This window comes from Streptomyces zagrosensis (assembly GCF_014203645.1).
In the GTDB taxonomy this organism is placed as follows: Bacteria; Actinomycetota; Actinomycetes; order Streptomycetales; family Streptomycetaceae; genus Streptomyces; species Streptomyces zagrosensis.
This window is the reverse complement of record NZ_JACHJL010000012.1, coordinates 221772-242885: the sequence shown is the minus strand read 5'-3', so window position 1 is coordinate 242885 and position 21114 is coordinate 221772. Positions and strand designations below refer to the sequence as shown.

Genomic DNA, 21114 nt, shown 5'->3' with positions numbered 1-21114 from the left:
GCCCGCTGTGCACCACCAGCCGTCCGGGCCGGTCACAACCCTTCTATCCTGCCAGCTCAGCGAGATGGGTGTGGGCGGGTGACGAGATCAGCTGTCGGTAGCCCCGCCACGGGCCCTGCGCTTCTTCTCCGGCCTCCACGCGGCCAGGTCCGCATCTGAGAGGTGGCGGTTAGCGCGGCCGGTCTCCAGGGCGGTTCGGAATTCCTCGGCCGGATTGCCGTCCCACTCCTCGTCGTGCGCGTCGTACCACTGTTCCACCCACGGCATGAGCTCCCGCAGGCCAGCCAGGAGCGGCACATAGCGGGGGTCCCCGACCGGCCAGCCATCCTGGCTGTCACGGTCCTGGACCAGGTTGACCAGGGCCTCGGCCTGCTCGCGGTGGTTCCAGCCCGCCCAGCCGAGCAGCAGCGAGGGATCGGTGTCAGTGGACGCCCCTGGGTAGGAGACGAATCGCTCCTTGGGCACGTCGAGCTTGCCGCGGTTCGACCAGTAAGAGTGCTTGAGGAAGTCCGCGCCACTGTACTTCGGCGGTGGCGTGATGCCCTTGTGTTCCCCGGTCCGGTCCTCCTCCCGCTGGAGCCGCCACACCTGTTCCCACTGTTCGCGCTTGCGTAGACCGGGATCCTTGTAGCGCAGAGCGGCCAGGTAGGGCACGTGCTCGGCCTCCACGGCGGCCTTCAGGACGGCGGCCAGCGAGGCATCGCGGTCGCCGAGGTGGTCGGCGGCGTACAGCGCGGCGACCGCCTGGACGTCCTCGTCGCCACGGAGGGCGTCCGCGAGTCGGTTCACAGTGAGGGCACGCGGCGCGTCGTATCCGTTCCGCTCCTCGAACCACAGCTCCTCGCGCTCTGCGGCATCGAGCAGCCAGGAGCGTACGGCGGTGGCCTCCCGCTTCGCCCACTGCTCCAGGGACCAGCGCCGCTTGTACTCCGGACGCTCCAGGAGCCGGATGTCCTTGTTCGCCTCGATCAGATCGAGGCGCGCCTGGACGATCTTCTTGTACGTCTCCGGCCAGACGTCAGGGACCTCGTACGCCGGCTCTGACTCGTGCCGATCGAACCACGCCGTCTCGGCACCCTCGTCGCGGACACGGCGGGCGAGCGCGATCTCGAAGGCGCGCTGGCCAAGGGCGAGGTCGCAGGGAGCGTCGGTAAGCGCGGCGGTCAGATCGGCGAACTTCGCCGACTCGGCCGCCAGGTCTCCGGGAAGCGTGGTGCGGGCAACCTCGGCTGGCGAGAGCAACCCGTAGGACCCGTACACGAACCAGTCCAGCTCCTCCTGGAGCAAGATCATGCGGGCACGGATGGCGTCCTGGGCGGCACTGGCGGCGTCGAGGGCGGCGCGGGTCGGGGGCGTGCCGCTGATGGCGGCGAGGGCTGAGGGCTCGTGGGTGGCGAACAGTTGGGCGAGGGTGTCGAGGGTGCGGGGGTGGGCGAGGGGGAGGGTGGCGGGGAGGGGGAATTCCTGGAGCTTGGTGCCGGTGAATTCGTAGAACCGTTCCCAATCGTCACTGGTGAATCCGCCGCCTTCGCCGCGGATTCCCTTGTCATGGCTCACCTGCTTCAGCCAGAAACAAGCCGCCGAAGAATTCAGCACCCCCAGCAATTCCAGATGCCGGTCCTCACTCGCCCCCTCGGGCAGCTTGATCACGGGGGCGGAACGATTGAATACCTTCCCGCCTCGGTCCAGGACGAAGTGGTTGTGGGTGGCGACGAAGGAGAAGGTGATCGACAGAGGAGTCTTGAACTTGCCCCTTGTGAGGCGGCCATATTCTGACCATTTGAGCCCACCTTCAACTTTGGTCTTCCTGCCGAAGAGAATATTGTTCGAGATTGAGGTGCGGCTCGGCCACATATATTTGTGTAGTGGCATGACGTTTTCCACGTCAATTGGTTCGAATGAAGAGTTGTATGGGAAAACGGCGTGGCCATACCCGTTCCCAGCCCAGTCGCGCAAAAAGTCACCAGTGACCATCGGGCGGATTTGTTCAGCGGGAAGATGCGCAGTTCGCGTCGCTCTTGCGGGCAGTAGGAAGAGGTCGTCTTCAAGAGTGAAACAGGTAATGCCAAGAGATTCTGCTTCATCGTCGAGTTTCGATGTTGCTGCATCTTCGATGCGCTTCAGCAAGCCGCCCGCACCACCACCGCTCAGCGACCAGGGAAACGGAGCGAAACGCCCTCGCCTTGCATCCTCAACACTCACCCACTCCGACTCGCTCCCCGGCTTCCCCACCTGCTCCGTAATGGAAACCCAGACCGGCCCCAGCGCCCCATCCTCCGGAATACTCGCTTCCCCTCGCACCCCGAGGACCGCTCGAATCGACTTTCCCTGCCGCGCGAACTGGTTCCGGCCGGCCAGGATGACCGTCGGCGTCCCGTGTCCCGGGATGTACGCGCCGGACGTGTCGATGATGTGGGAGAGCTCGACCCCCGGGAAGTCCCGCTTGTGCTTGGTCTTCGGGTCCTTGTACGTACCCCCATGGAAGTACGATTCGATCAAGACCTTTCCGAATTCCCGCTTCATGAAGGAGTTCGCCGTGATCTGTCCGGTGAATCCGCCGTCCCGCCCGCTGCCGCTGGCCCGCTGCGCCAGCTCGAAGATGCGTTGCGCGAACGGGACGGACAGTGCGTACTTTCCGGAACAGGCCCAGTACACGTTCCGATAGTTCTGGTTTTCCTGCTTGTCCTTGACCGTGATGTACGGCGGATTCGCCACGACCACGTGGTACGAGCCCCGGCCGAGCAGATCGACCTCGGCCTGGTACTCCTTGATGTCCTCGGTCCGGTAGGTGAAGACCTCGCCCCGCTCCGCGTCGTCCAGCGTCGCGTCCGCCTCTTGTCCGGCGTCCCGCCCGTGCAGCAGCGAGTCGCCGACCGCCACCCGGATCGGCAGCTTCGGCGCCCCGCGCAGGCCCCGTACCCCGCACTCCTGCAATGCGGCGGCGAGCAGCCGGAAGCGGGCGATGGAAGCGGCGAACGGGTTCTTGTCCGCGCCGTGGACGGACTCCAGGGAGCGCCGGATGAGCAGCATGTCTTCGGTGCCGGGCTCCTCGTCCCGCCACTTGGCGAGGAGCCGGTGGAAGAGGCCGAGCAGGAAGTGTCCGGACCCGCAGGCCGGGTCGATGCAGCGCAGGCCCCGTACCTCTGCGTCCGCGCCGTCTCCGTGCAGTTCCCCGGTCCAGCCAGTCGGCCGGTGCTTCCACGCCGGGGCGAGTCCGAACTCTTCGACAGCCGGTTCCAGAGTGAGGTCGAGGATGAACTCCTCGACGAATTCGGGGGTTTGCAGCAGCGCGTACGTCTTGCGGGCGTGCTCCGACAGGTGCTGGTACAGGTCGCCGAGGAACCGGGTGTCGAGATCGCCGCTGCTGAAGTCGTAGCGGATCGTGCCGTCGGCGCCGCGCTCGCGCCAGAAGGCGAGCAGGCGGGTGGCGGCCCCGTAGGACGGGGTGATCTCCCACAGCGGATTGTGTGCCCGGGCAAAGAGACCGGCCGCAGTGGGGTGGGCGTCGGCGAGCGTGGTGAAGGCGTGCAGCAACCAGTCGCGGTCGTTGTGCTGGGGATTGGTCCGGAAGTACGCGTCGTGGTGGTCCTGGGCCTCGGCGAGGCGGTCTCCGGGGCCGGAGAGCAGGGCGTCGGGGATCAGCCCGTTGTCCTCACTAAACCGGACGAAGACGCAGGAAAGAATCCAGGCCGCGGCGACCTGGACCACCCGGTCCTCCAGCCATGTCTCGTACATGGCGCCCGTCGTCCGCTCGGACTCGACCGCTTCGTCGTACTCGGCCCGCAACGCCGTTGCGAACTCCGCCTCAGCTGACGCGCGCTCGCGCAGGTCGTCCTGAAGGAGGGAGATCTGCTTCTGTAGGTCCTTGAGAAGCGCTTCGTGATCCAGCGATGTGTCTGACGTGCGGACATCCTCGGACGACACCTGCGGGACCTCGTTCCTTCGGTTCGGGAGACGTCTGCCGTGTCGCTCTCACGGCGTCGGCTTCCCCCATCCTGCCAGCAGGCGAACCGGACATCGGCCCGAGCCGTCTCAAGACGCTTTGCGTACCCCGCCCAGGCGGCCGATGCGCAGATGGATGCGGAAGATATCGGGGATGTCGAGGCGATCGTCGCTGCGCTTGGTCATCACGCCGAGGGTGACCAGGTCGTCGATGAGCCCGTCGAGGTCGTCGGGATCGCGCGGGCCAGTGCGCGGCTTTTGCTGGTCACCGGCGGTGGTGAAGCGGGCCATGTCCTCGCGCAGCAGGTCCGGTAGTCCAGCCCTCTTCCAGTGGTAGCGGACCTGTTCCCGCTCGATGGGCACCTGCCGTCCTTCGAGGAAGGTCACCGCCCTCCCGGCCCAGGGGATGTCCTCGGCGGCCTCTCGCACACGCACTTCCGACGCCTTTTGGACCCCCTGTCGGATCGCCTCGTGGTGCAGTGCCCAGGAGTGAGTGGCGTACTCGTCGCGGGTCACGGTGGCCGCGGTAGCGAGGGTCTTGAGGAAACTGCGGGGGCTGATCACCTCGTTGCCGTCCATGAGGTGGTTGGGCAGCCAGCTGTAAGTGGTGCCCTTGCGGAAATTGCTGCCCATGTACGGCCCGGCGATCTGGGTGAAGTGCTCGGCCTGTACCTTCTTGTCGCCCCTGAGGCCGGACGGTGGAGCGTACCGGACGCCGTCGGCGGCGGACTGCCAGCCGCCGGTGAGGCGGCGGAAGCGGTGCGCGATCTCGGTGTCCTGGTTGCCGAGGGTGTGGAAGAGAAGCCCGTACAAATTGACCGGAGTCCAGGGCAGGTCGGTGGCGGTCCCGGTCAGCTTTGAGGCGTCGGGGAAATGCACCGCCGCGTTGCGGAACATGTCGAGCCGTAGGAATACCTTGAACCGGATGCTCCGAGTGCCGAGCCGCATTTCCAAGGCGAGTCGCAGCAGCGCGCCGACCATTCGGTCCCGTTCGGCGGGCAGTTGATGCAGATGTTCCAGGGCGTCGAACAGCAGCAGCCGGACGGTGTTCTCCCCGTGCGCCTCCCGGTCGGCCTGTTCCACTGCGAGTTGCGCGGGACCGGGATGGCTGTGCACCCAGGCGGCCCGGTCGCGCCATTCGGCCAGTGCGCACACCTCCGGCTGGCCGAGAGTGGTGAGCAGGACCGCGTACCAAAGCGTGTACGGGTCGGTGCCGTCGTCGATCAGTCGGCTCAGGAGCATCCGGCTGGGATAGCGGGCCACATCCATGTCCGTACCGTGCCCTGGTGAGACGGTCAGGCGGTTCAGACGGTTGATCCGGTATTCCTCGGCGGCGTACGCGCGCAGCCCGTCGTCGAGGAGCGAGCGGTACCAGAAGGTCTTTCCCACACCACGGCCACCAAGCACAACGGTGTTGTCGACGTAGAGAGCCGTGCGGTGCGAGTCCGGCATGAACAGGGTGTGCGAGTTCGGTAGGCGAGTGTCGGCGTCCGCAGCCTCGTCCAGCGCTTCGGACAGCAGTTCGCGGTACTCCCCCGCCCGGATCGCATCGGTCACGGTGCGGCCCCCTCGTCCTCGGAGTCGGCGGTGCCGACGAGGCCGTCCGTGACCAGGGGCGTCGCGGCCCTCAGAAAGTCGCGGTAGGCGGCCTGTACGAAGGCGCGATCCTGCCACGAGGGGGATTTGAGCGCGTCCATGCTGACCAGGCCAGGTTCGAAGAGGATGGGGATTGCGTAGTGCGGAGCCGTTTTGTTCTTCTCCGACGGTGCGAAGACATCGGAGGAGACGGTGTCGTCCGCAGGACGCTCGTCGTACAGCGTCGCGCTGAAGTGCTCGAAGGCGTGACCGCGGAACGACTGGAGGTAGACGTCCATGGAGTGGTGTGCGGAGTCCGGCACCATCGAGGCGACCATCTTCAGCCGCTCGCGGATTCGCTCCGCCTGTCCCGAGGACTGCCAGGCAGTGAACAGATCCCGGTAGCCCGTCCACGTCTGGGAGTTGTCCGCGCCGAAGAGCAGCGCCAGATCGCACAGCCGCGAGATGGTGACGGCGGCCACGTCGTGGATGCCGGCCCGGCTGTCGAGCAGGACGACATCCGGGTGCCGCTCGCTATCACCGCGGGCCACCGCCTCTTCACAGGCTTCCACGGAACGTCGCAGCCGATCAGCGAAGGACGCGCCCGGGATGTCGGCGTACACACGATTCAGTTTGTCGACATAGCTGTACGGGACATCGTCGGTTCCCCGGCCACGGGCCGGGGCCACCCACAGCTCACCGAGATTGTCCCGCGCCTTGTAGTTGCTGTTGGCCACCAGATCGAGGCCGCCCGGGTCGGAGACGGCCGACTCCACCAGGTGATCCACGAGCCCGTACACCGGAAGTTGGTCGTCGGCCAGAAGCAGGGGGCCCACACCCGGGGATTCCAGGTCGAGGTCCACCACGAGGACCACGAGACCGTGGTCGGCCAGGTGACGGGCCAGCATCGCGGTCGCCGTGGTACGCCCCACGCCGCCCTTAAACCCATACATGGCTGTGCGATAGGGACGGGAACCGGAAGGCTCGCCGTCCGGGGCGGACACCTTCGCCCAGTCCTCGCCCACCACGGTGTTGTCCAGGAGCCGGACCCTCCCCTCGCCGCCAGGCGGACGCAGCGCGTCGGGAACGGCACGCGGCGAAGCCAGCAAGGTGTCGGCGGCGAACATCGTGGAGGCCAGGGTGAGCGGCTGGGAGGTGACGTATGCGCCCAGCCGGCCGGTCAGCTCGGCGTGCCAGCGCTCGTGCGTCTCGTCGTCCACCGGCCGTCGGCGGTCGTCGACGATCAAGGTGAACCGGCCAAGGACATCCCGGACAAGCAGGACATCGAATCCCTCGTCGGCCGTGGAGCGGGCCAATGCGAGGGCGCGGGGGCGAGCTTCGTCGAAGCGGACCGGGGCGCGGCCGGGGGCGTCAGGGGCGGTCATGGAAGACTTCCAGAGTTCCGGTGATCCGGGCGGACTCGTGCAGGGCGAGGATGAACTGGGTGGCGTCGTGCAGCGCGGTGACGGTCTCCAGGGTGATGTGGTCGCAATGGTGGTAGCGGTCCTGCTCCGTCCAGTCGGCGAAGGCGGACAGCTGATCGCCGAGAGCGGTCAGCAGGTGCTGCCCCAGGGGTCCGGTGGCGAGAACCGCTAACTCTGTCTCGGACCACGGGAGGTGCCCGTACTCCTGTACTCCACCCGTCGACTTGGGTATCCAGGGTTTGTTCGACTGCTTCCCCTTGGGCGGTTTCGGCCCCATGCTCGCTTCGGTGAAGCGCAGCAACAGGCTCTTCAAAGCGCATTCCGCCGCGAAGCCGAGATGGTGGTCGGCGTTCGGCCAGCGCTCGCGTTTGCAGAGATACCGGGCGTCGTCGTAATGACGTCGTGCGGCGCTGGCGTAGTGATCCTCGGTCGTCATCTCGGGCACACTGCGGATCATAGGAGGCGCTTGTCGGCCAGGGAGCGTAGGGCAGGACAACCCAGCAGTCCTGCCCCCGTCCGCACTCCGTCACCGACCCGCCGTCTGCAGCTTTTTCAGGAACAGTCCTTCCAGGACCACCCACTCACTGACCCGGTCCACCACATCCACCGTCCGGCCCTCCAACGCCGGTGTCGCCCGAGGGTCCTCCATGGGAACCAGGAGCCACAGCCCGTGCGGAACGTCGGCGGGACGACGCGCGGCCTCCTGCAACGTGACCAGGAGTTCCCGTCCGCCGGCCTCCCAGTAGCGGGCGATCAACGCGCCCTCGTGTGCCAGGACTACCGTGCGCGGTCCCGCCTGTTCGGCCAGGGCGACGACCTGCGCGGTGACACGCTCTGCGGCGAGCCGGGTATAGGAAGCGAGCCCAGCACCGAGCGAGCCCGAAACGGAGAACTTCGCGTCAGCCTTGAGCAGTGCCTGCCACTGCACCCCCTGTTCCTCGGCCAGGTCGCGGAGCGTGGCCAGGAAAAGGTCGCCGAGCGAAACCTGGATAACGCCGAAGCGGCCGGCCAAACTCGCGGCGAGGCCGGGCAACTCGGACCCCTTGAGCGTGAGGGCGACGAATCCGCCCCGGCGCCGCGCCGCCGTCAGGCGGGCGGCGAGCACCTCGCGCGGATCTAGGCCCTGGGCGAGATCGCGCTGGGCGGCGGCGATCAGACTGCCCGTGCTGGTCAGCGCGGAGGCACTGAGCGCGAGCCCCGTACTGCCCGCTTCGGGTACCCGCGGCAGGAACCGCTTGCGGTTTTGGTCGTACTCAAGTGGGAAGTCGGCCTCGGCGAGGGCCTCGGACACCTCGATATACGTGATGCCGTTGAGCGCGGTTAGCCCGGGGAAACGGGCCCGTACCCGGACGAGCAACTCGTCGGTGCTTATGCCCGCATCAGGCCGCACCCCGGCCGGGGCCTGGGAGATCAACAGAGCACGCGACAGACCGAGGTCCAGCGGGAAGAGCTCAAGGCGCGGAGAAGACCCGACCCGGACCGCCATGGATGCGGCCAGCTCCACGAGCCGGGTATCAGCGACCGGCACCATGCCCTCGGGCGCCGGCACGGATCGCAGCTCGCGCAGCACCGTGGCCCGGCCGGGCAGCGGGTCCCGTGCGGCGATATCGGTCGCCAACTCGCCGAGCCGGGCGGCGTAATCCGCGAGTTCGGCGGGGGTGGGGTCATCGGCTCCGGGCTGGTCCTCCAGCGCGAGCACGACGTGACCACCGCGCCGCAGAACGGCGAGCCGGACAGCGGGCTCCGTGTCGCTGTCGGCGTCGCGCGTGGCCTCCGGGCGCTTCCGGGCCTCGGTGTCGGCCGCCGCGCGTACGACGGCGAGAGCCTTGCCCAACGTCTCGGCGGGATTCGCACCCGCACCCGCACCGTGCCGGACGCGCAGCTCGGCCGCGAGCTCAGCGGCAGTCGCTACCCGCCCCTGCTCCTGAAGGAGGGCCACCAGTTCGTTGCGGACTCGGCGCACCCACGGCTGGGCGGCCCACTGGTCGGTCGCGGCGACCAGGTGCTGGGAAACGGTCGGCTGGCTGATCCCCAGGGCCTTGGCGACGGCGGACTGCGCGGGCCAGATCTCCAGTTGCACGGACCCGGGCAACTGGAGGGTGGCCGACACGACGTCGGGGCGGGGTTTCTTCGCCCGACGGCCGGTTTCCTGAGGGGTCAGACGGGACGCCAGAGTGTCAACGGACTCCAGGGTCTCCTCTGGGGAGTCCGGGGGCAACGGCACGGGTGCCGTGGTCGTCGGTCGCCTCCGCAAGTCCTGGGTCCACTGCCGGTGGCGTCGGTTGAGTTCCTTGCGGATCACATTGCCCGCCCCACGCGCACGGGAAATGGTGTGCGGCGCGATATCGAGCAGAGAGCCCACGGTGGCGGCACCGAGTGAGGCTGCCACGGACACCGCGCGTGGCGAGAGACCCGCCGCGTCCAGGGGGGTCTTCAAGGTGGCCGCAGCCGCGGCCTGTTCGCGGATGTCCTCGACATCCTCGCCCTGGGCGCCAAGGGTGGCGGGCGTGGTCGCAGGCGGCGTCGAGTCCGCCTGGCGGAAGACCTGACGCCAGCCCTCCTGCACATCGCGCAGGCTGTCGAACCGCTGCTCCACATCACGGTGCAGAGCCCGTTCGAAGAACCGGGTGAGGCCCTCGCTGAGGGCTGGTTCGAACAGCTCACGGGCGACGTAGAGATCGGCGGTGGGCACGGTCAGCGGAGAGCTCTGCCCGTCCCCCCAGGTCGGACGCACTCCCGAGGCCATCTCGTGCAGGGTTACGGCAGCGGCGTACCACTCGGCGTGATCGTCGTACCTGGCCCGGCTGCCGCCACCGAGGAACGGATCGAGGTAGCCGCGGGTACCGGCGTGCAAATCCTGATCGGGGGCGTCGGCCAGCGAGAAGTCGAACAGCATCAACTGCCACGAGCCGTCGTTGCGCTTGAATAGACCGAGGTTGTCCGGTTTGATATCGCGATGACGGACCCCGCGCGCGGCCAGACTGTCGAGGGCGTCGAAGAGGTCGTTGCCGAACCGCTCCAACTGGTAGTAACTCAGCCGCCCCTCGCCCCGCAGCCGTGACCCCAGACTCACCGCTTCCCGGTCCGCAGCGGCGCGGAACCCGCCCGCGAACTCGATCTCCAGCACGGTCCGCGGGCCGATCTCCCGCGGCGGGGCGAGCAACTTCACGATGCGCCCGCCACCCACCTCCTGGAGCGCCTTGGCCTCGGCGTACAGGCGTGCGTCCTTCTCCTGATCCAGAGCGATCTTGAAAACCCGGGGGGAGTCCTGATCACCCGCAGGGGCCTCGGCGGTCACCGTACGGCGGACCAACACTGCACGGGCGGTGGCTCCGGTGCCGAGGACACGTGTCACGGTCCAGGTGTCGTCCAGCGGCTGGCCCGGCTGTACCGAGAGCGGATCGGTGACAACGGTCCCCGGACGGTCCAGCGGGGTGGCCTCGGCCTCCGCGGCGTCGAGCAGGCTCAGGAAAACGTCCACGGACGCCAACCGGTGCTGCACGTCGGCGGCGGTCGCCCGGAACACCATCGAGTCCAGTGCGGTGGAGAGGCCGTCGGCCACGGCGTACGGATGGAGACCGCCGTCAGTCGTCAGCCGGTCCACCAGCGCACTACGGCGATCGGCAGGAGGGCGTCCGGTCAGCAGAAGATAGGCCAGACTGCCTACGCCGAAGACGTCAAGATCGACCGGATCGGCGAATTCCTGATCGGTCTCGGGAGCCAGGTACACCTGGGCAACGTCCGCGATCAGACCCGAGTCCAACGGGGTATCACCGAGTGACCGGTGCATCGTGGTCTCGAAGTCGCGGGCGGCGGTCTGCCAATCCGCAATGTGCAAGACGGGATCGGTGCCGTCCTCACGTGCCGACACGTACACGGAGCGGGCAGACAATGCCCGGTGGTAGAGAGAACGGTTGTGGGCGTATCGCACGGCCTCTGCCAGCTGACGCACGAGGTCCAACCTGACCACGGGAGTCAGACGCCCCCCGTACGCGTCCAGGTACGCGTCGAGCCGCAGGTCCGTCTCCCGGTGCCGGAAGAGGATGGCCGGCCCGCCCTGGTGCTCCCGGATCTGCGTCGCCTGCACAATGCCCCGGTGATTGATGCCCTGCAGCACCTGGTACTCGCGGCGGGCCGCACGGTCCACCTTCTCGCGCTGCTGCTCCGAGGCGGCTTGCCCAGCCAGGTAGATACGGACCCGGCCGTTCTCCTGCACCAGCCCATCGACTCGTACCGCCAGCCGGTCCTCCCAGCCGGGGCCCGCGTCCAGAAGACGCGGTTCGAGCTTCCAGCCGTCGCCGAACCGCAGATGTGCGGTCGAGTGGCTGATGCCGATGTGCTTCATCAGCTCTTCGAACAACTGAGCCGTGTTCGGGGTAACGCGCCAGCTTTCCCGCTCCGGCGGCAGCCCGAGGAGGTCGTCCCAGACCTTTGGCAGACCACTTGCGCCATCGTTGCGGCCGTAGACGCCGGTGCGCTGCACTTCGTCCAGTTCGCTGACGAGATTGGCATCGTGGAGGAAGACGGCCGGTCTGATGAAGGGAATACGCCGAGGGTCGATCTTCCGTGCCCGAGCGGCACGTTCCAGCTGCCCCTTGAGTTCCTTGGCCTTCATGTCGGTCAGATGCAGGGGGTTCTTCAGGGTCCGCACCCGGTCCGCGTGAAACTGCCAGGTGTCCCCGTGATTGACGATCCGCCCCGGATGCCCCTTCAGCTCCACCAGGTAGACGCCGCCCGGCGCCGCGATGAGCAGGTCGCATTCGTTGACCCGTCCGGAGGCAGCGGTGAACTGAAAAGTCGCCCACGCTCGGTACGGCTCGGCGTCCGGCAGCAGCCGCCGCACATGGTCCAGCCCTTCCTGCTCCCACTCGTAGCTGGACTTGCGCGGCTGGAACCAGCGCTCACGCCGCGTCGGTGGGCCGGGACGGGGCGCGGACGGCCGCGGAGCTGACGTCACCGGGAAACCTCCGGAGCTGGGGCGTCGGGTTTCGACATGAAGATCACCGGACAGTGGGAGGCCAGAGCACAGCTCGCGCCCTCACTCCGCCCGGCCAGTCATCGTAGTCGGGGCCGGCCGCATGCCGTGATTAGAACGAACGCCTCGTGAGAATGCCCAGCACAGCGCAGCGCGAGTCAGCACCTGACAGCTCTCCCTCTGAGACTCTCAGTAGTCTTCTAGGCGTCGTACAGGTACCGGTTCGAAGTCCTCTCCGCGCGAGCGGAGGTGTTCCGAGCGAGGGGACTCGCGACCCGCGTCATCGCAGACCATCCAAGCTCCACGCCGACAAGGATACGAGTACGACCACCTGCGCCGATGGCTAGGCAGGCGGGGCGTCCACCACCGCATCGCCCGCAATGGCATCGACTCCTCACAGCGACTGAGCCGCCATCGCTGGGTTGTCCAGAGGACAGTGTCCTGGCTAGCTGGATACCGACGCCTACACCGCCGCTACGAGCGCACGGCCAAGTGCTTCCTCGCCTTGGCACCACCGGCATGTGGCTGAGAGGACCGCTCGGCACCAAGAAATGCTCCGGTAACTTGCTACACCTGCACAGCCAAGAGATCGCCTGACCAGCTGCGCGATGCACCTGACGGTTCATCAGAACGAGCGCCGAGATACCTCGTAGAGCGTCATTACATCGCCCGTAACGCCCACACCGCACATCACGCACACCACCCGAACCCGCAGGTCAGGCGCTCTTCTTCACCGGCTCCAGCACCGCCACGCACTCCACATGCTGCGTCATCGGAAAGATGTCGGCCTGGACGCAAGCAGGAAAGCAGCAGGTCAGAGATGCTTTTGGGGCCCGGATGAGAGCCGCCGGGCGCCCAGAGCGTCAAATGAGCGTCACGGCCCTACGTCGGTTCGGCACCGAAACTCTGGCGCATCATGGCTCCCCGGCGTACGAAGCCCTCCACCGGTACGGAGTCTCACGCCGGTGGATTCACGTCGGTGCGCCCAGTGAGTACGAGAGTCCCGCCGTCACAGGGGCAGTGTGTGATCGAGAATCGCTGACGAGGCCGCTCCGGGCCTGGGAGGCTCGTCCCGCCTGTTGCATGCCGCCCGGGGACGACGCCACCTACTTTGATCATCTGGACTCGAACATGCTGTGGGGCTCAAGACCATCCGGGCGACGGGGGTGCGAGGCGTCGCCGTCCCGTGGACGGGCAAGGGGGAGCTGGCCGTGCAACGGGCGCTGCCTAGATCATTCTCGTCTACGAGGAGCCTCGCGTGCGGCTTCATTTGGACCGGGACCATGCCTCGTTCGCCGGGATGGAGATCTGCGGATTCGACCTGGGGCCGGCCCCGGTACTCCACCTTGACCGGCCTTCGGAGATGAGCTGTTTTCTACGGTCGTGCCGTCCCGACCATGCGACCGTCGGTCGGGTCGTGCCGTTGACGGGCGCGCAGTGGGTGGCACCTGACCCCCGAATACGGCTCACAGTGTCATGGCGAGCAGGCCGAGGAAGAGGGGCTTGTCGGTGTGCACCGCTACTATCCAGGATGCCTCACGGGACGACGAACGGAGTCAGGGAATGGGCTACTTGGACGAAGCTGCGGTCAAGCGGAAGTTGGGTATCCCGAACTGGCGGAACCTGTCCAAGGACAAGGTGCTCAAGTTCGCGGCAGCGATGCCCGAGATGGCCACCGAGGTGCGGCTCAAGCTCATCGAGCAGTTCCCCGCCTTCAAGGACCTGGGCAAGGCCGACATCGATGCGGTCACAGAGGCCCACAAGTCCACTCTTGTAGCCAACGAGAACAGCCAGAACCACTTCTACAAGGCTTCGCAGGACCAGCGGGACGCTCTGCAGGCCGACCTCGGTCGGGACGACCTCAGCTGGGCGCAACGGGAGGCCCTCCATGAGCGCCTCGACCAAAACGTACAGCGGGTAGGCGAGAAGGACAGCGAGAGCAAGCAGTTCCTGGGGGTAGGGATGAAGGTGGTGGCAGCCGCCGGTGCAGCCGCCCTCGGGCTGGGCGTGGTATTCGTCGGCGGCAAGATCGCTGGAGCGAGCGAAGACGGTTCCGAGGAATCCCAGTAGGACTGAGGCTGGTCCTCTGGAGTGGACCCACTGCGGGTCGGTCGGCGGGTGACTAGTCCGTTGGGTCGAACAGCACGTCCTCGGCGAAGTTGGTCCTTCGCGTCCTCGGCTTGCCGCCACTGCTTGGCTCCGGGATCGTCCTGCCACGCCGGCACAGCATGCTCCTCTCCATGTAGCTGTGCGTGCCAACGTGCGGCAGGTATCCCAAGTGGCGCCTACAGGCCGGGGTTCACTTGATTGCAGCTTCTGCGGCTTACGGCGTCGGTGTCACCGGTGCCGTTGCCACCTCGTCCGGCGGCGTCGCCCTGGTGCCAGCGAGCAGTTCGGGCCATAGGCGCCGCGCGAGATCAGCGGCGGCTTTCATCATGCGGGCGTGCGCTGACGGAGCCGATTCCGGATCCAGGACGGTCGGAGGGTGCGTGCTGTGACTCATGCCGCGAACGATCGGGCCGTGATCCGGGAACCGTCCGAGGACCGGGGTGCCGTAGCGGGCGAGTTGCTCCTCCACCGCGTGATCGAACTCGTCGGGAGCCTCGTCCTCATCAGCCCGGGGTAGGAGGAGCAGACCGGTCACGGGGAGACGCGTTGTCTCGTATGACCAGTTCTTCTGGCGCCAGGCGATGGCGGACTCGGCCAGGGTGAGCGCCACGGCACCAGCGGCCCCGCATGAGGAAGGAGGAAGATCGAGGTGCCGCTGGTAACGGCTGGCCCCTCGTACCAGGAGGCGGACATCGGCGAGTTGGGCATACTCCGCTTCCTCCAGGACATAGTCCGAGTCCCGGGAGACCAGCACGACCCGGTCGGCAAAGCGACGTGCTTCCGCCACGGCGGAGGCGACCGGTCCCGCGGACCGTGCGGGCTCCCGCAGCCACAGTTGCCCGGGCGGGGAAACAACGCGCAGCCTCTGCCACCCGGCCTCCGCTGTGGGGCTTGACGCGGTAGCCCAGTCCGGCCGACTCGGATCCCGGAAGACGAATCTTTCGTGGGCCCGGGCTGCGACCACGGCGGTAACCAGGCCCTCGGCCGCCCAGGCCGCCGCGATCCGTTCGGCCACCCATACGAGTTGGTCCCGGCCGCCGTCGCCCAACAACTGCAGGACTGGACCGGAGCGGTCGGTCTCGACCGGCCCTGACTGCCGCTGTACGCATGGGCGGCTGACGCGGCGGCGTTCACCCAGCATTGTGAGCGGCAGGCTGGGGCGCGGCGGCTCCGCGGTGATCGGCGCCTGGCGGCTGCGCACGGTGAGCACACCCCGGCTGTTCCAGCGTCCCGGGTGGGCCGCTCGGATCGTGCACTCCTCGGTGCTGCATACGTGGTCGAGCGCCGCGAAGCCGTAGCCGACCACCGGGTCGGTGAGTACGGCAAGAAGGCGTTCGTGGTCGAGGTGCGGCCCGGCGACCTGGCGTTCGAGGATCCAGTCGAGCCCGTAGTCAGTGATGTGGGTGCTCAGGTGTACCCCGGCATAGCCGGCTAGGCGGTCCCACAGGCGCGGACGCCGGAGCAGGCGGCTCCCCATGGCGGAGGACGCGCCGAGTTGCCGCACCAGGCTTCGTGCGACAGGTTCCTGCCGCTTGGGCCGGGGTTCAGTGTCCAGCGGATCCCAGCGCACGGCGTGTCCCGCCGACTCGGTCTGCTTCCTATGGGCAGCGAGCAGAACCTCCAGGTCCACTCCGTGCGGTCCGGCGACTCGCACCCCAGGTGCCGGGCTACGACCGTACCCCTCCGGGTTGTACACCCACTCGCGGAGCCCGAACCGCAGTCGGGTGCGCACCGGCTGAGCGGTCAGTTCGCGCACGCCCCGCCACGGCCCCCGCTTCGTACGCAGCGGCAGAAGCCCGAGCAGGACCCGCACGTCTTCTGCCCGCTCGACACGTAGGTCCAGGCCATGGTCAGTGATTTTGGCTTCGCGGATCCCGAACGGACGGTCGCCGCCGGTCGTCGCGCCCAGTGCGGACAGCAGTGTGGACTCCAGCAGCGCCTGGCCCGACCAGTCGGCGTCAGGGATCAAGTGGTCGTACCGGCTGCGGTTGCCTAGCCGTCGACGCGCATCCACCAGGGACTCGCCGGTGAACTCCGCGGCCGCGTTGCTGATCTGATCGATGTCGAACATGATGCGGTCCTCCGAGCCGCCCCCGACCTTGGCGGCGAAGCCGCATTTCAACACAGAAATAGAACGCGACGAACAGGATTTGAACGACGGACGTGGGTTCTCTGCCGATGCTTGAAGGTCGGGTCAGCATCCAGAACTGGCCGCGTCAGAGGCCAGGCACGACATACCGTAGCTCACGTACGCCCGGTCGCGAGCACCCACGCGCCCACACCACCCGCCCGGATGGCTGGTCCGGACGAAGCCAGGGCCCTATAGCGCCGCCTCGGCGAGTTCGTCGACTTGCCCGTCGCTACGCCACTCCGGGCCCCGGCATCGGGCCGCGTCTTCCTCTCTGCACGACCTGGCAGTTCTTGAGCTTGGCACCGACCCGGACCAGGGCGATGGAGGAGGGCCCAGTGAAGGCGGGACAGCGACCCCCGGTCGGCCCGCCCGGAGCTGATACACAAGCTTCTCGGGTTGCTCGGCCGCGAGACACCTTTGCCCCTTCCGTTCAGGACAGGGCAAAGAAGCGTTCATGCGGCGATGGTGAGCGGGGTTTCCATGCGTTCCCATGCTCCGAGGACGGCCTTGTGGGCGTCCGGCTGGAGGTGGGCGTAGCGCTGGGTGGTTTGGAAGCTTTCGTGGCCGAGGAGGTGTTGGACCTCGTAGAGCGAGACTCCCCTTTGGACCAGCCACGAGGCGCAGGTGTGGCGCATGGAGTGCGGTGGGTAGTGCGGGACGAGTTGCAACTCGCCGTCGCCGCCGAAGTGGTAGGCGGCCTCGACAGCGGGCCACCAGGTCTGCCGGCGCCAGTTGCTGTCGGCGAGTAGGCGTCCGGAGCGGCCCTTGGTGATGGTCGTGAAGACCACTGCGTCGCGATCGAGTCGGTGGATGTGGCGTTCGAGGGCCTCCAGGGCGTGGGGCGGGAGCGGGACTTCCCGGCGGCTCTTGGAGCTCTTGGGGTACTCCTTGATGCCGCTCTTGGTGTTGACCTCCACCACGAACAGGCGGGAGCGGCGGGTGTCGATGCGGTGGCGGTGCAGGCCGGAGAGCTCTCCCCAGCGCAGTCCGGTGTAGAAGCCGAGCAGGCACATCGTCCGCCAGGCGGGGGCGAGTCCGTCGAGGATGCTCTGCGCCTGGTCGGGTGTGAACCACTGCGGCGGTTTGACCGCGATGGGTGGCAGATCGATATTGCGGCACGGGCTCACCGCGATCACATCGTCGTCGACCGCCGCGCGCATGATGGACGACGTCAGGTTGTAGGCCCGCTTGATCGCGGCAGGGCCTGCGCCCTTCTCAACCAGGGAGCGGATCCAGCTCTGGACGTCCATGCGGGTGATGGCCCGCATTTCCCAGTCCGCCCAGTAGGGCATGACGTGGTTTTTGATGCTGGACCCGTCGCCCCGGAGGGTGTGGGGTTCGACGATGCGGGCGTTCCACCACCGGTCGTGCCACTCCCGGAACGTGATCTCGCCGGCCCGCGGGTCGCGCATGCCTCCGCGGGCGAACTGGGTCTCCAGCTCGATACCCCAGGCCCGTGCCTGGGCCTTGAGGGGGAAGGACTCGCTGAACCGGTCTCCGGCCCGGTTGCGAACGGTCGCCTGCCACTTGCCGGACTTCAATTTTCGCAGGTACGCGGTACTACTCCTTTGTTCGGAAGCGGTGAGGGCTGGATTGGGGGTGAGAGATCACCGACGGGGGCGCGGAGAACCAACCAGCCTCCTGGCGATGAACTCCTCCAGCCCGGCAGCGGGGACACGGACGCGGGAGCGCTCCGACCCGGTGCGTAGATCGACGACGGGGAGGTCTCCGGCGGCGATGAAGCGGTAGACGGTGCGGCGGTCGACATCCAGGGCGGCGGCGACAGCGGGGATGGACAGCAAATGGGCAGGCATGCGCGAGTCCTCGGACACAGAGAGGGAAGGGCCAAGCCGGCGAATGGATTCAGCCGGGCTGTCGGCGGTCCATGGCGCAGGTCAACCCCGGTCCTGTCAGGGCAGTGGGACCAGATCGCTGAGGGGCCGAGCCAGGTGACACGGCCGCATGAGGCGTGGGCCGCCGACGTTCGGGATGCATGCGGTGCTTCCGCGCTCGGATCGTGAGTCGGAGCGCGGGATGGGAAACTACCGCTCGGGAACGTCCGGGAGACGCAGGATCTCTTCCAGGTGGTCCCAGTCGAGTTCGATGTCTTCCAGCCGGAAGCGGTGCGGGTACCGCAGCGCAATCCAGCTCGCACTCACGCCGCCCCACTCGGCGACACCCCATGCAGGAACGCCCGCCTCAAGCCACCGGTCTAGACAGGAGTCACGCAGGCTGGAGACCCGCTCCCCCAAGTGCGCCCGCACCTCGCCCGAGCTCAACACCGCTTGGCGAGCTTGACTCCAAACGCTCTTGTACTCGGAGGACGCCAACGGCCCACCCCGCTCGGCCGGGAACAGTAGATCCTCAGCTTCCAAACCCGCCTCGTTGATCCAGCGCCTCAGCACACCCACGATGTCAGGGGAGACAGGAACCCTCCGGCCCTGGCCGGCACGGACCAACACCTCCCCGAGCTCCCCTTCCGGGAGCGTCACGTCCTGCACTCGAACCGAAGCCGCTTCGCCCGGCGAAAGCGCGGTGCCCGCCGTGAAGGCAAGGAAAGGGAAAACGGCCCCCGAAGATTGCTCCTGGATCCACTCCAGAAGGGCGCGAACTTGGTCCGCAGAGAGCAAGGACGATTCACCTATTGCCAGCTTCGACAAGCTACATAACTCCTCACACGAGACATCGGGAAGCGTCGGCATCCCCTGGTCATTCAATGATCTGGAGAAGGGCCGGTTTGGCCAACCGGCGATCGACGGCTATGTTGCGCCCGTGACGCGCCTGTCGCGGTCCGGCTGATGGACAGGAAGCAGGTTCTGCTTTCCCAAGGCCGTTCTAGGTTCGCTTCCTTCGCCGAGTTAATCCAGTCCGTATGGGACCCAATGTGTCTGCCGTCGGCGAATCTGACCAAACCCACCCATACCCGCACCTCGGCGACCAGGAAACGTGAGGATAGAGCAGGCGCCTTCTAAGCGCCTACTCTTTCCCATTAAGCGATCGGGTCGGCACAGACCGCCGTCCAAACAGCGCTTCGACACCCTGTACGAGGTCGCCGCTAGGCGACGCGCGGAAGTCGTGATTTGCTGCGGCGTCACCACCGACTACGGGCCAAGGCCGAACGTCCCCCATCGCACGCAACACGCTACTGACTGTACGGCCCATGGCCTGGCCGATCCCGGCGCGGTCGCCGAAGGGCGTCGTCACGGCCCCTCGGCAAATGGTCTCCGATCAGGCCCAGCAGATCTACGACGCCATCAGCCATGGACGCCTGCGGATCCACGCCCCGACGGGCACACCACCGTCGCAGTCGGCACCTACACCACCGGAGAGAGCATCCACCTCCACGGCGAAGACCACCTCCGCATGGAGAACTACTCCTACGGCAGCGCGGAAGGCGCGCGAAAGGAGGCCATCGCGGAATTCCGGCGGCTCTACGGCGAAGCCGTACGCCTCGGCCCCGCGCCCCTAACCGGCACCGAGCGCGAGGCCGACCAGACGCGTGAGCCTCTGGCGGCCCGGCCCGCGAACGCCCCGGCCCTGCCCGATGGGTGAGCGTACCGGCCTAGGCGGCTGATCCGGCCGACCCCGCCACCGTGCTGGAGCAGTTCCTCGCCGAGAACTCGTCGTGGGAGAAGCACTACCAGTGGCCCGGAGAAGCCACCTACGCCCTCCACGAGTCCCTAGTCCTGCGCGTGGAGCTCTACCATCACCCCGGCGCCGGACCACGAGACGAACTCTGGACCGTGGCGGCCTACGAGTCACCTGTCGGCGACCGCCTCTGGCACGCCACCGCGACCGCCGGCACCCCCGAGGGCATCATCATGACCCTTCTGAAAAGCCTCGGCGACGAACACGACTGGGGCAGCACCACCTGGACGGCATCCACCGCCCCTCCGGACCAAGGCCGTCCTGTCCCTCGCCGGCTACCGAGTCAGGCCCAGTCTGGACTCACCCGACGAAGGGTGCCGCCTCCAGCACGACCGACACGCGACCTGGACGGTCTCGTGGCGCCCGCCGTCAGACCTCCATCCACCGGCTCGCACGCCCCCAGGCCCTGAGGCCGGTGGCAGCGAGGCCACATCCTCCGCCTTCACTGCACCCCATTCTCCCCGTATTCCCCTGGAGGACCCGCTGGGCCTGAGGCCGTAACGGCCGTCTGAATGGTGACGACCGCAAGAGAGGATGCACATCGGGGCCCACAGCTGTGGGCCCCGATGTGTCAGGCCGTGTAGACGAGCTGACGGCCGTAGAAGCGTCCGTTGACGAGGTACGCCGGCGCTACGAGGAAGGAGACGGGTGCTTTGGGGTCGCACGCCCCCCACGCTTCCTGTCTGTCGAGGTCCAGGTGCTTTCCTGCGATGTGGTCGTAGTTCCATTCATGTGAGAGTCCGGCCTGGGCGATGCGCTCCATCAGGTCGACGCAGCCCGTGCGCAGCCGGTTGATCGTCGCCTCGATGGCTGGCTCCTCCGTTAGACGCAGGGTCTGCTGGATGGACCAGCTGGACGCCGGCCGTTTGCCCAGAAGCTGTCGGGTGAGGACGGACATCAGGTAGGCGGTGCGCTCCCGGCGGGGCCGGTGGGGAGCGAGGTCGGTTCTGTCGCTGTACCGACGGGCGAAGTTCTGGAACTGCTGCTCGACCAGTGTCCGGGTTTGCCGCGCGAGTTCCTGGTGCTCGCAGTGCTGTGTTCCCGCGAGGTCATCACGTTGGTCGAGTTGAGAGGCAAGAAGGGTGCCGAGCTGCCGTTCGAGGCGACTGATGTGTGACCACATGCGCTGGTGCTCGCCTGCTCCACGCCGCACCTCGAACTCCAGCGTCCCGATCCTCTGGAGCGCGGCTTCCAGAGCTTCTTCGGTGCTTGGTACGGCAACGGGGGGGAGCTGAACGTCGCCGTCGTCCTCTCGCCAGCTGGCGGGCTGCTGCGGCTTTTCCCTGGGCTCAAGGAAGAACATGGCTGCT

Annotated in this window: 13 protein-coding genes and 1 pseudogene; 4 read left to right on the top strand and 10 right to left on the bottom strand. The window is 67.3% G+C overall.

Annotated elements, in window-relative coordinates; all coding sequences use genetic code 11:
- Nucleotides 1–87: 87 nt before the first annotated feature.
- From pglX to pglW, 5 genes are all read right to left on the bottom strand, one after another.
- Entirely contained in the window at nucleotides 88–3924 is a 3837-nt protein-coding gene (gene pglX, locus FHS42_RS22765; protein ID WP_184574793.1) for a BREX-2 system adenine-specific DNA-methyltransferase PglX, read from the bottom strand.
- Between the two features lie 108 nt (nucleotides 3925–4032).
- A complete protein-coding gene (locus tag FHS42_RS22760) occupies nucleotides 4033–5499 on the bottom strand; it encodes a hypothetical protein (RefSeq protein ID WP_184574791.1) in 1467 nt (488 codons plus the stop codon).
- Nucleotides 5496–6902 (bottom strand): KGGVGR-motif variant AAA ATPase, encoded by a 1407-nt coding sequence (locus FHS42_RS22755; RefSeq protein ID WP_184574789.1) that lies wholly within the window; start codon nucleotides 6900–6902, stop codon nucleotides 5496–5498. The genes FHS42_RS22760 and FHS42_RS22755 overlap by 4 nt, the downstream gene beginning before the upstream one ends.
- Complete coding sequence (locus FHS42_RS22750) at nucleotides 6889–7377, bottom strand: hypothetical protein (RefSeq protein ID WP_184574787.1); 489 nt, start codon at nucleotides 7375–7377, stop codon at nucleotides 6889–6891. Before FHS42_RS22750 ends, FHS42_RS22755 begins: the two co-directional genes overlap by 14 nt.
- Before the next feature lie 90 nt (nucleotides 7378–7467).
- Entirely contained in the window at nucleotides 7468–11898 is a 4431-nt protein-coding gene (gene pglW / locus FHS42_RS22745; RefSeq protein WP_184574785.1) for a BREX system serine/threonine kinase PglW, read from the bottom strand.
- 287 nt (nucleotides 11899–12185) lie between these two features.
- On the opposite strand from pglW, the pseudogene FHS42_RS37375 reads away from it, so the two are divergent.
- A pseudogene (locus FHS42_RS37375) lies at nucleotides 12186–12445 on the top strand (transposase); the annotation flags it as partial.
- 1034 nt (nucleotides 12446–13479) lie between these two features.
- Nucleotides 13480–13986, top strand: a complete 507-nt coding sequence (locus tag FHS42_RS22735) for a hypothetical protein (RefSeq protein ID WP_184574783.1) — start codon at nucleotides 13480–13482, stop codon at nucleotides 13984–13986.
- Between the two features lie 253 nt (nucleotides 13987–14239).
- Here the strand turns inward: FHS42_RS22735 and FHS42_RS22730 are convergent, their stop codons facing one another.
- From FHS42_RS22730 to FHS42_RS22715, 4 genes are all read right to left on the bottom strand, one after another.
- Nucleotides 14240–16096: a hypothetical protein gene (locus tag FHS42_RS22730; protein ID WP_184574781.1), complete on the bottom strand. Its 1857-nt coding sequence runs from the start codon at nucleotides 16094–16096 to the stop codon at nucleotides 14240–14242.
- Between the two features lie 512 nt (nucleotides 16097–16608).
- Nucleotides 16609–17697 carry a tyrosine-type recombinase/integrase gene (locus tag FHS42_RS22725; RefSeq protein WP_184574779.1) on the bottom strand — a complete coding sequence of 363 codons (1089 nt, stop codon included), beginning with the start codon at nucleotides 17695–17697 and terminating at the stop codon, nucleotides 16609–16611.
- Nucleotides 17698–17763: 66 nt separating this feature from the next.
- The gene (locus FHS42_RS22720) at nucleotides 17764–17970 is read right to left on the bottom strand and encodes a helix-turn-helix domain-containing protein (protein ID WP_184574777.1); all 207 of its coding nucleotides are present in this window, start codon (nucleotides 17968–17970) and stop codon (nucleotides 17764–17766) included.
- A 228-nt stretch (nucleotides 17971–18198) separates the two neighbouring features.
- A complete protein-coding gene (locus FHS42_RS22715; RefSeq protein ID WP_246495221.1) occupies nucleotides 18199–18858 on the bottom strand; it encodes a tyrosine-type recombinase/integrase in 660 nt (219 codons plus the stop codon).
- A 661-nt stretch (nucleotides 18859–19519) separates the two neighbouring features.
- Between FHS42_RS22715 and FHS42_RS22710 the strand changes: the two genes are divergently transcribed.
- Together FHS42_RS22710 and FHS42_RS22705 are read left to right on the top strand one after the other, a co-directional pair.
- Nucleotides 19520–19708 (top strand): hypothetical protein, encoded by a 189-nt coding sequence (locus tag FHS42_RS22710; RefSeq protein WP_184574773.1) that lies wholly within the window; start codon nucleotides 19520–19522, stop codon nucleotides 19706–19708.
- Between the two features lie 41 nt (nucleotides 19709–19749).
- The gene (locus FHS42_RS22705; RefSeq protein ID WP_184574771.1) at nucleotides 19750–20214 is read left to right on the top strand and encodes an SPDY domain-containing protein; all 465 of its coding nucleotides are present in this window, start codon (nucleotides 19750–19752) and stop codon (nucleotides 20212–20214) included.
- A gap of 161 nt (nucleotides 20215–20375) precedes the next feature.
- On the opposite strand, the gene FHS42_RS22700 is transcribed toward FHS42_RS22705, so the two are convergent.
- Nucleotides 20376–21107, bottom strand: a complete 732-nt coding sequence (locus FHS42_RS22700; protein WP_184574769.1) for a hypothetical protein — start codon at nucleotides 21105–21107, stop codon at nucleotides 20376–20378.
- Nucleotides 21108–21114: the final 7 nt, after the last annotated feature.

Coding starts and splice junctions, on each gene's coding strand:
- FHS42_RS22750 (WP_184574787.1), bottom strand. CDS start 7,377: ATGACGACCGAGGATCACTACGCCAGCGCCGCACGACGTCATTACGAC.
- FHS42_RS22700 (WP_184574769.1), bottom strand. CDS start 21,107: ATGTTCTTCCTTGAGCCCAGGGAAAAGCCGCAGCAGCCCGCCAGCTGG.
- FHS42_RS22735 (WP_184574783.1), top strand. CDS start 13,480: ATGGGCTACTTGGACGAAGCTGCGGTCAAGCGGAAGTTGGGTATCCCG.
- FHS42_RS22730 (WP_184574781.1), bottom strand. CDS start 16,096: ATGTTCGACATCGATCAGATCAGCAACGCGGCCGCGGAGTTCACCGGC.
- FHS42_RS22710 (WP_184574773.1), top strand. CDS start 19,520: ATGGAGAACTACTCCTACGGCAGCGCGGAAGGCGCGCGAAAGGAGGCC.
- FHS42_RS22755 (WP_184574789.1), bottom strand. CDS start 6,902: ATGACCGCCCCTGACGCCCCCGGCCGCGCCCCGGTCCGCTTCGACGAA.
- FHS42_RS22715 (WP_246495221.1), bottom strand. CDS start 18,858: ATGCCGACGCTTCCCGATGTCTCGTGTGAGGAGTTATGTAGCTTGTCG.
- FHS42_RS22720 (WP_184574777.1), bottom strand. CDS start 17,970: ATGCCTGCCCATTTGCTGTCCATCCCCGCTGTCGCCGCCGCCCTGGAT.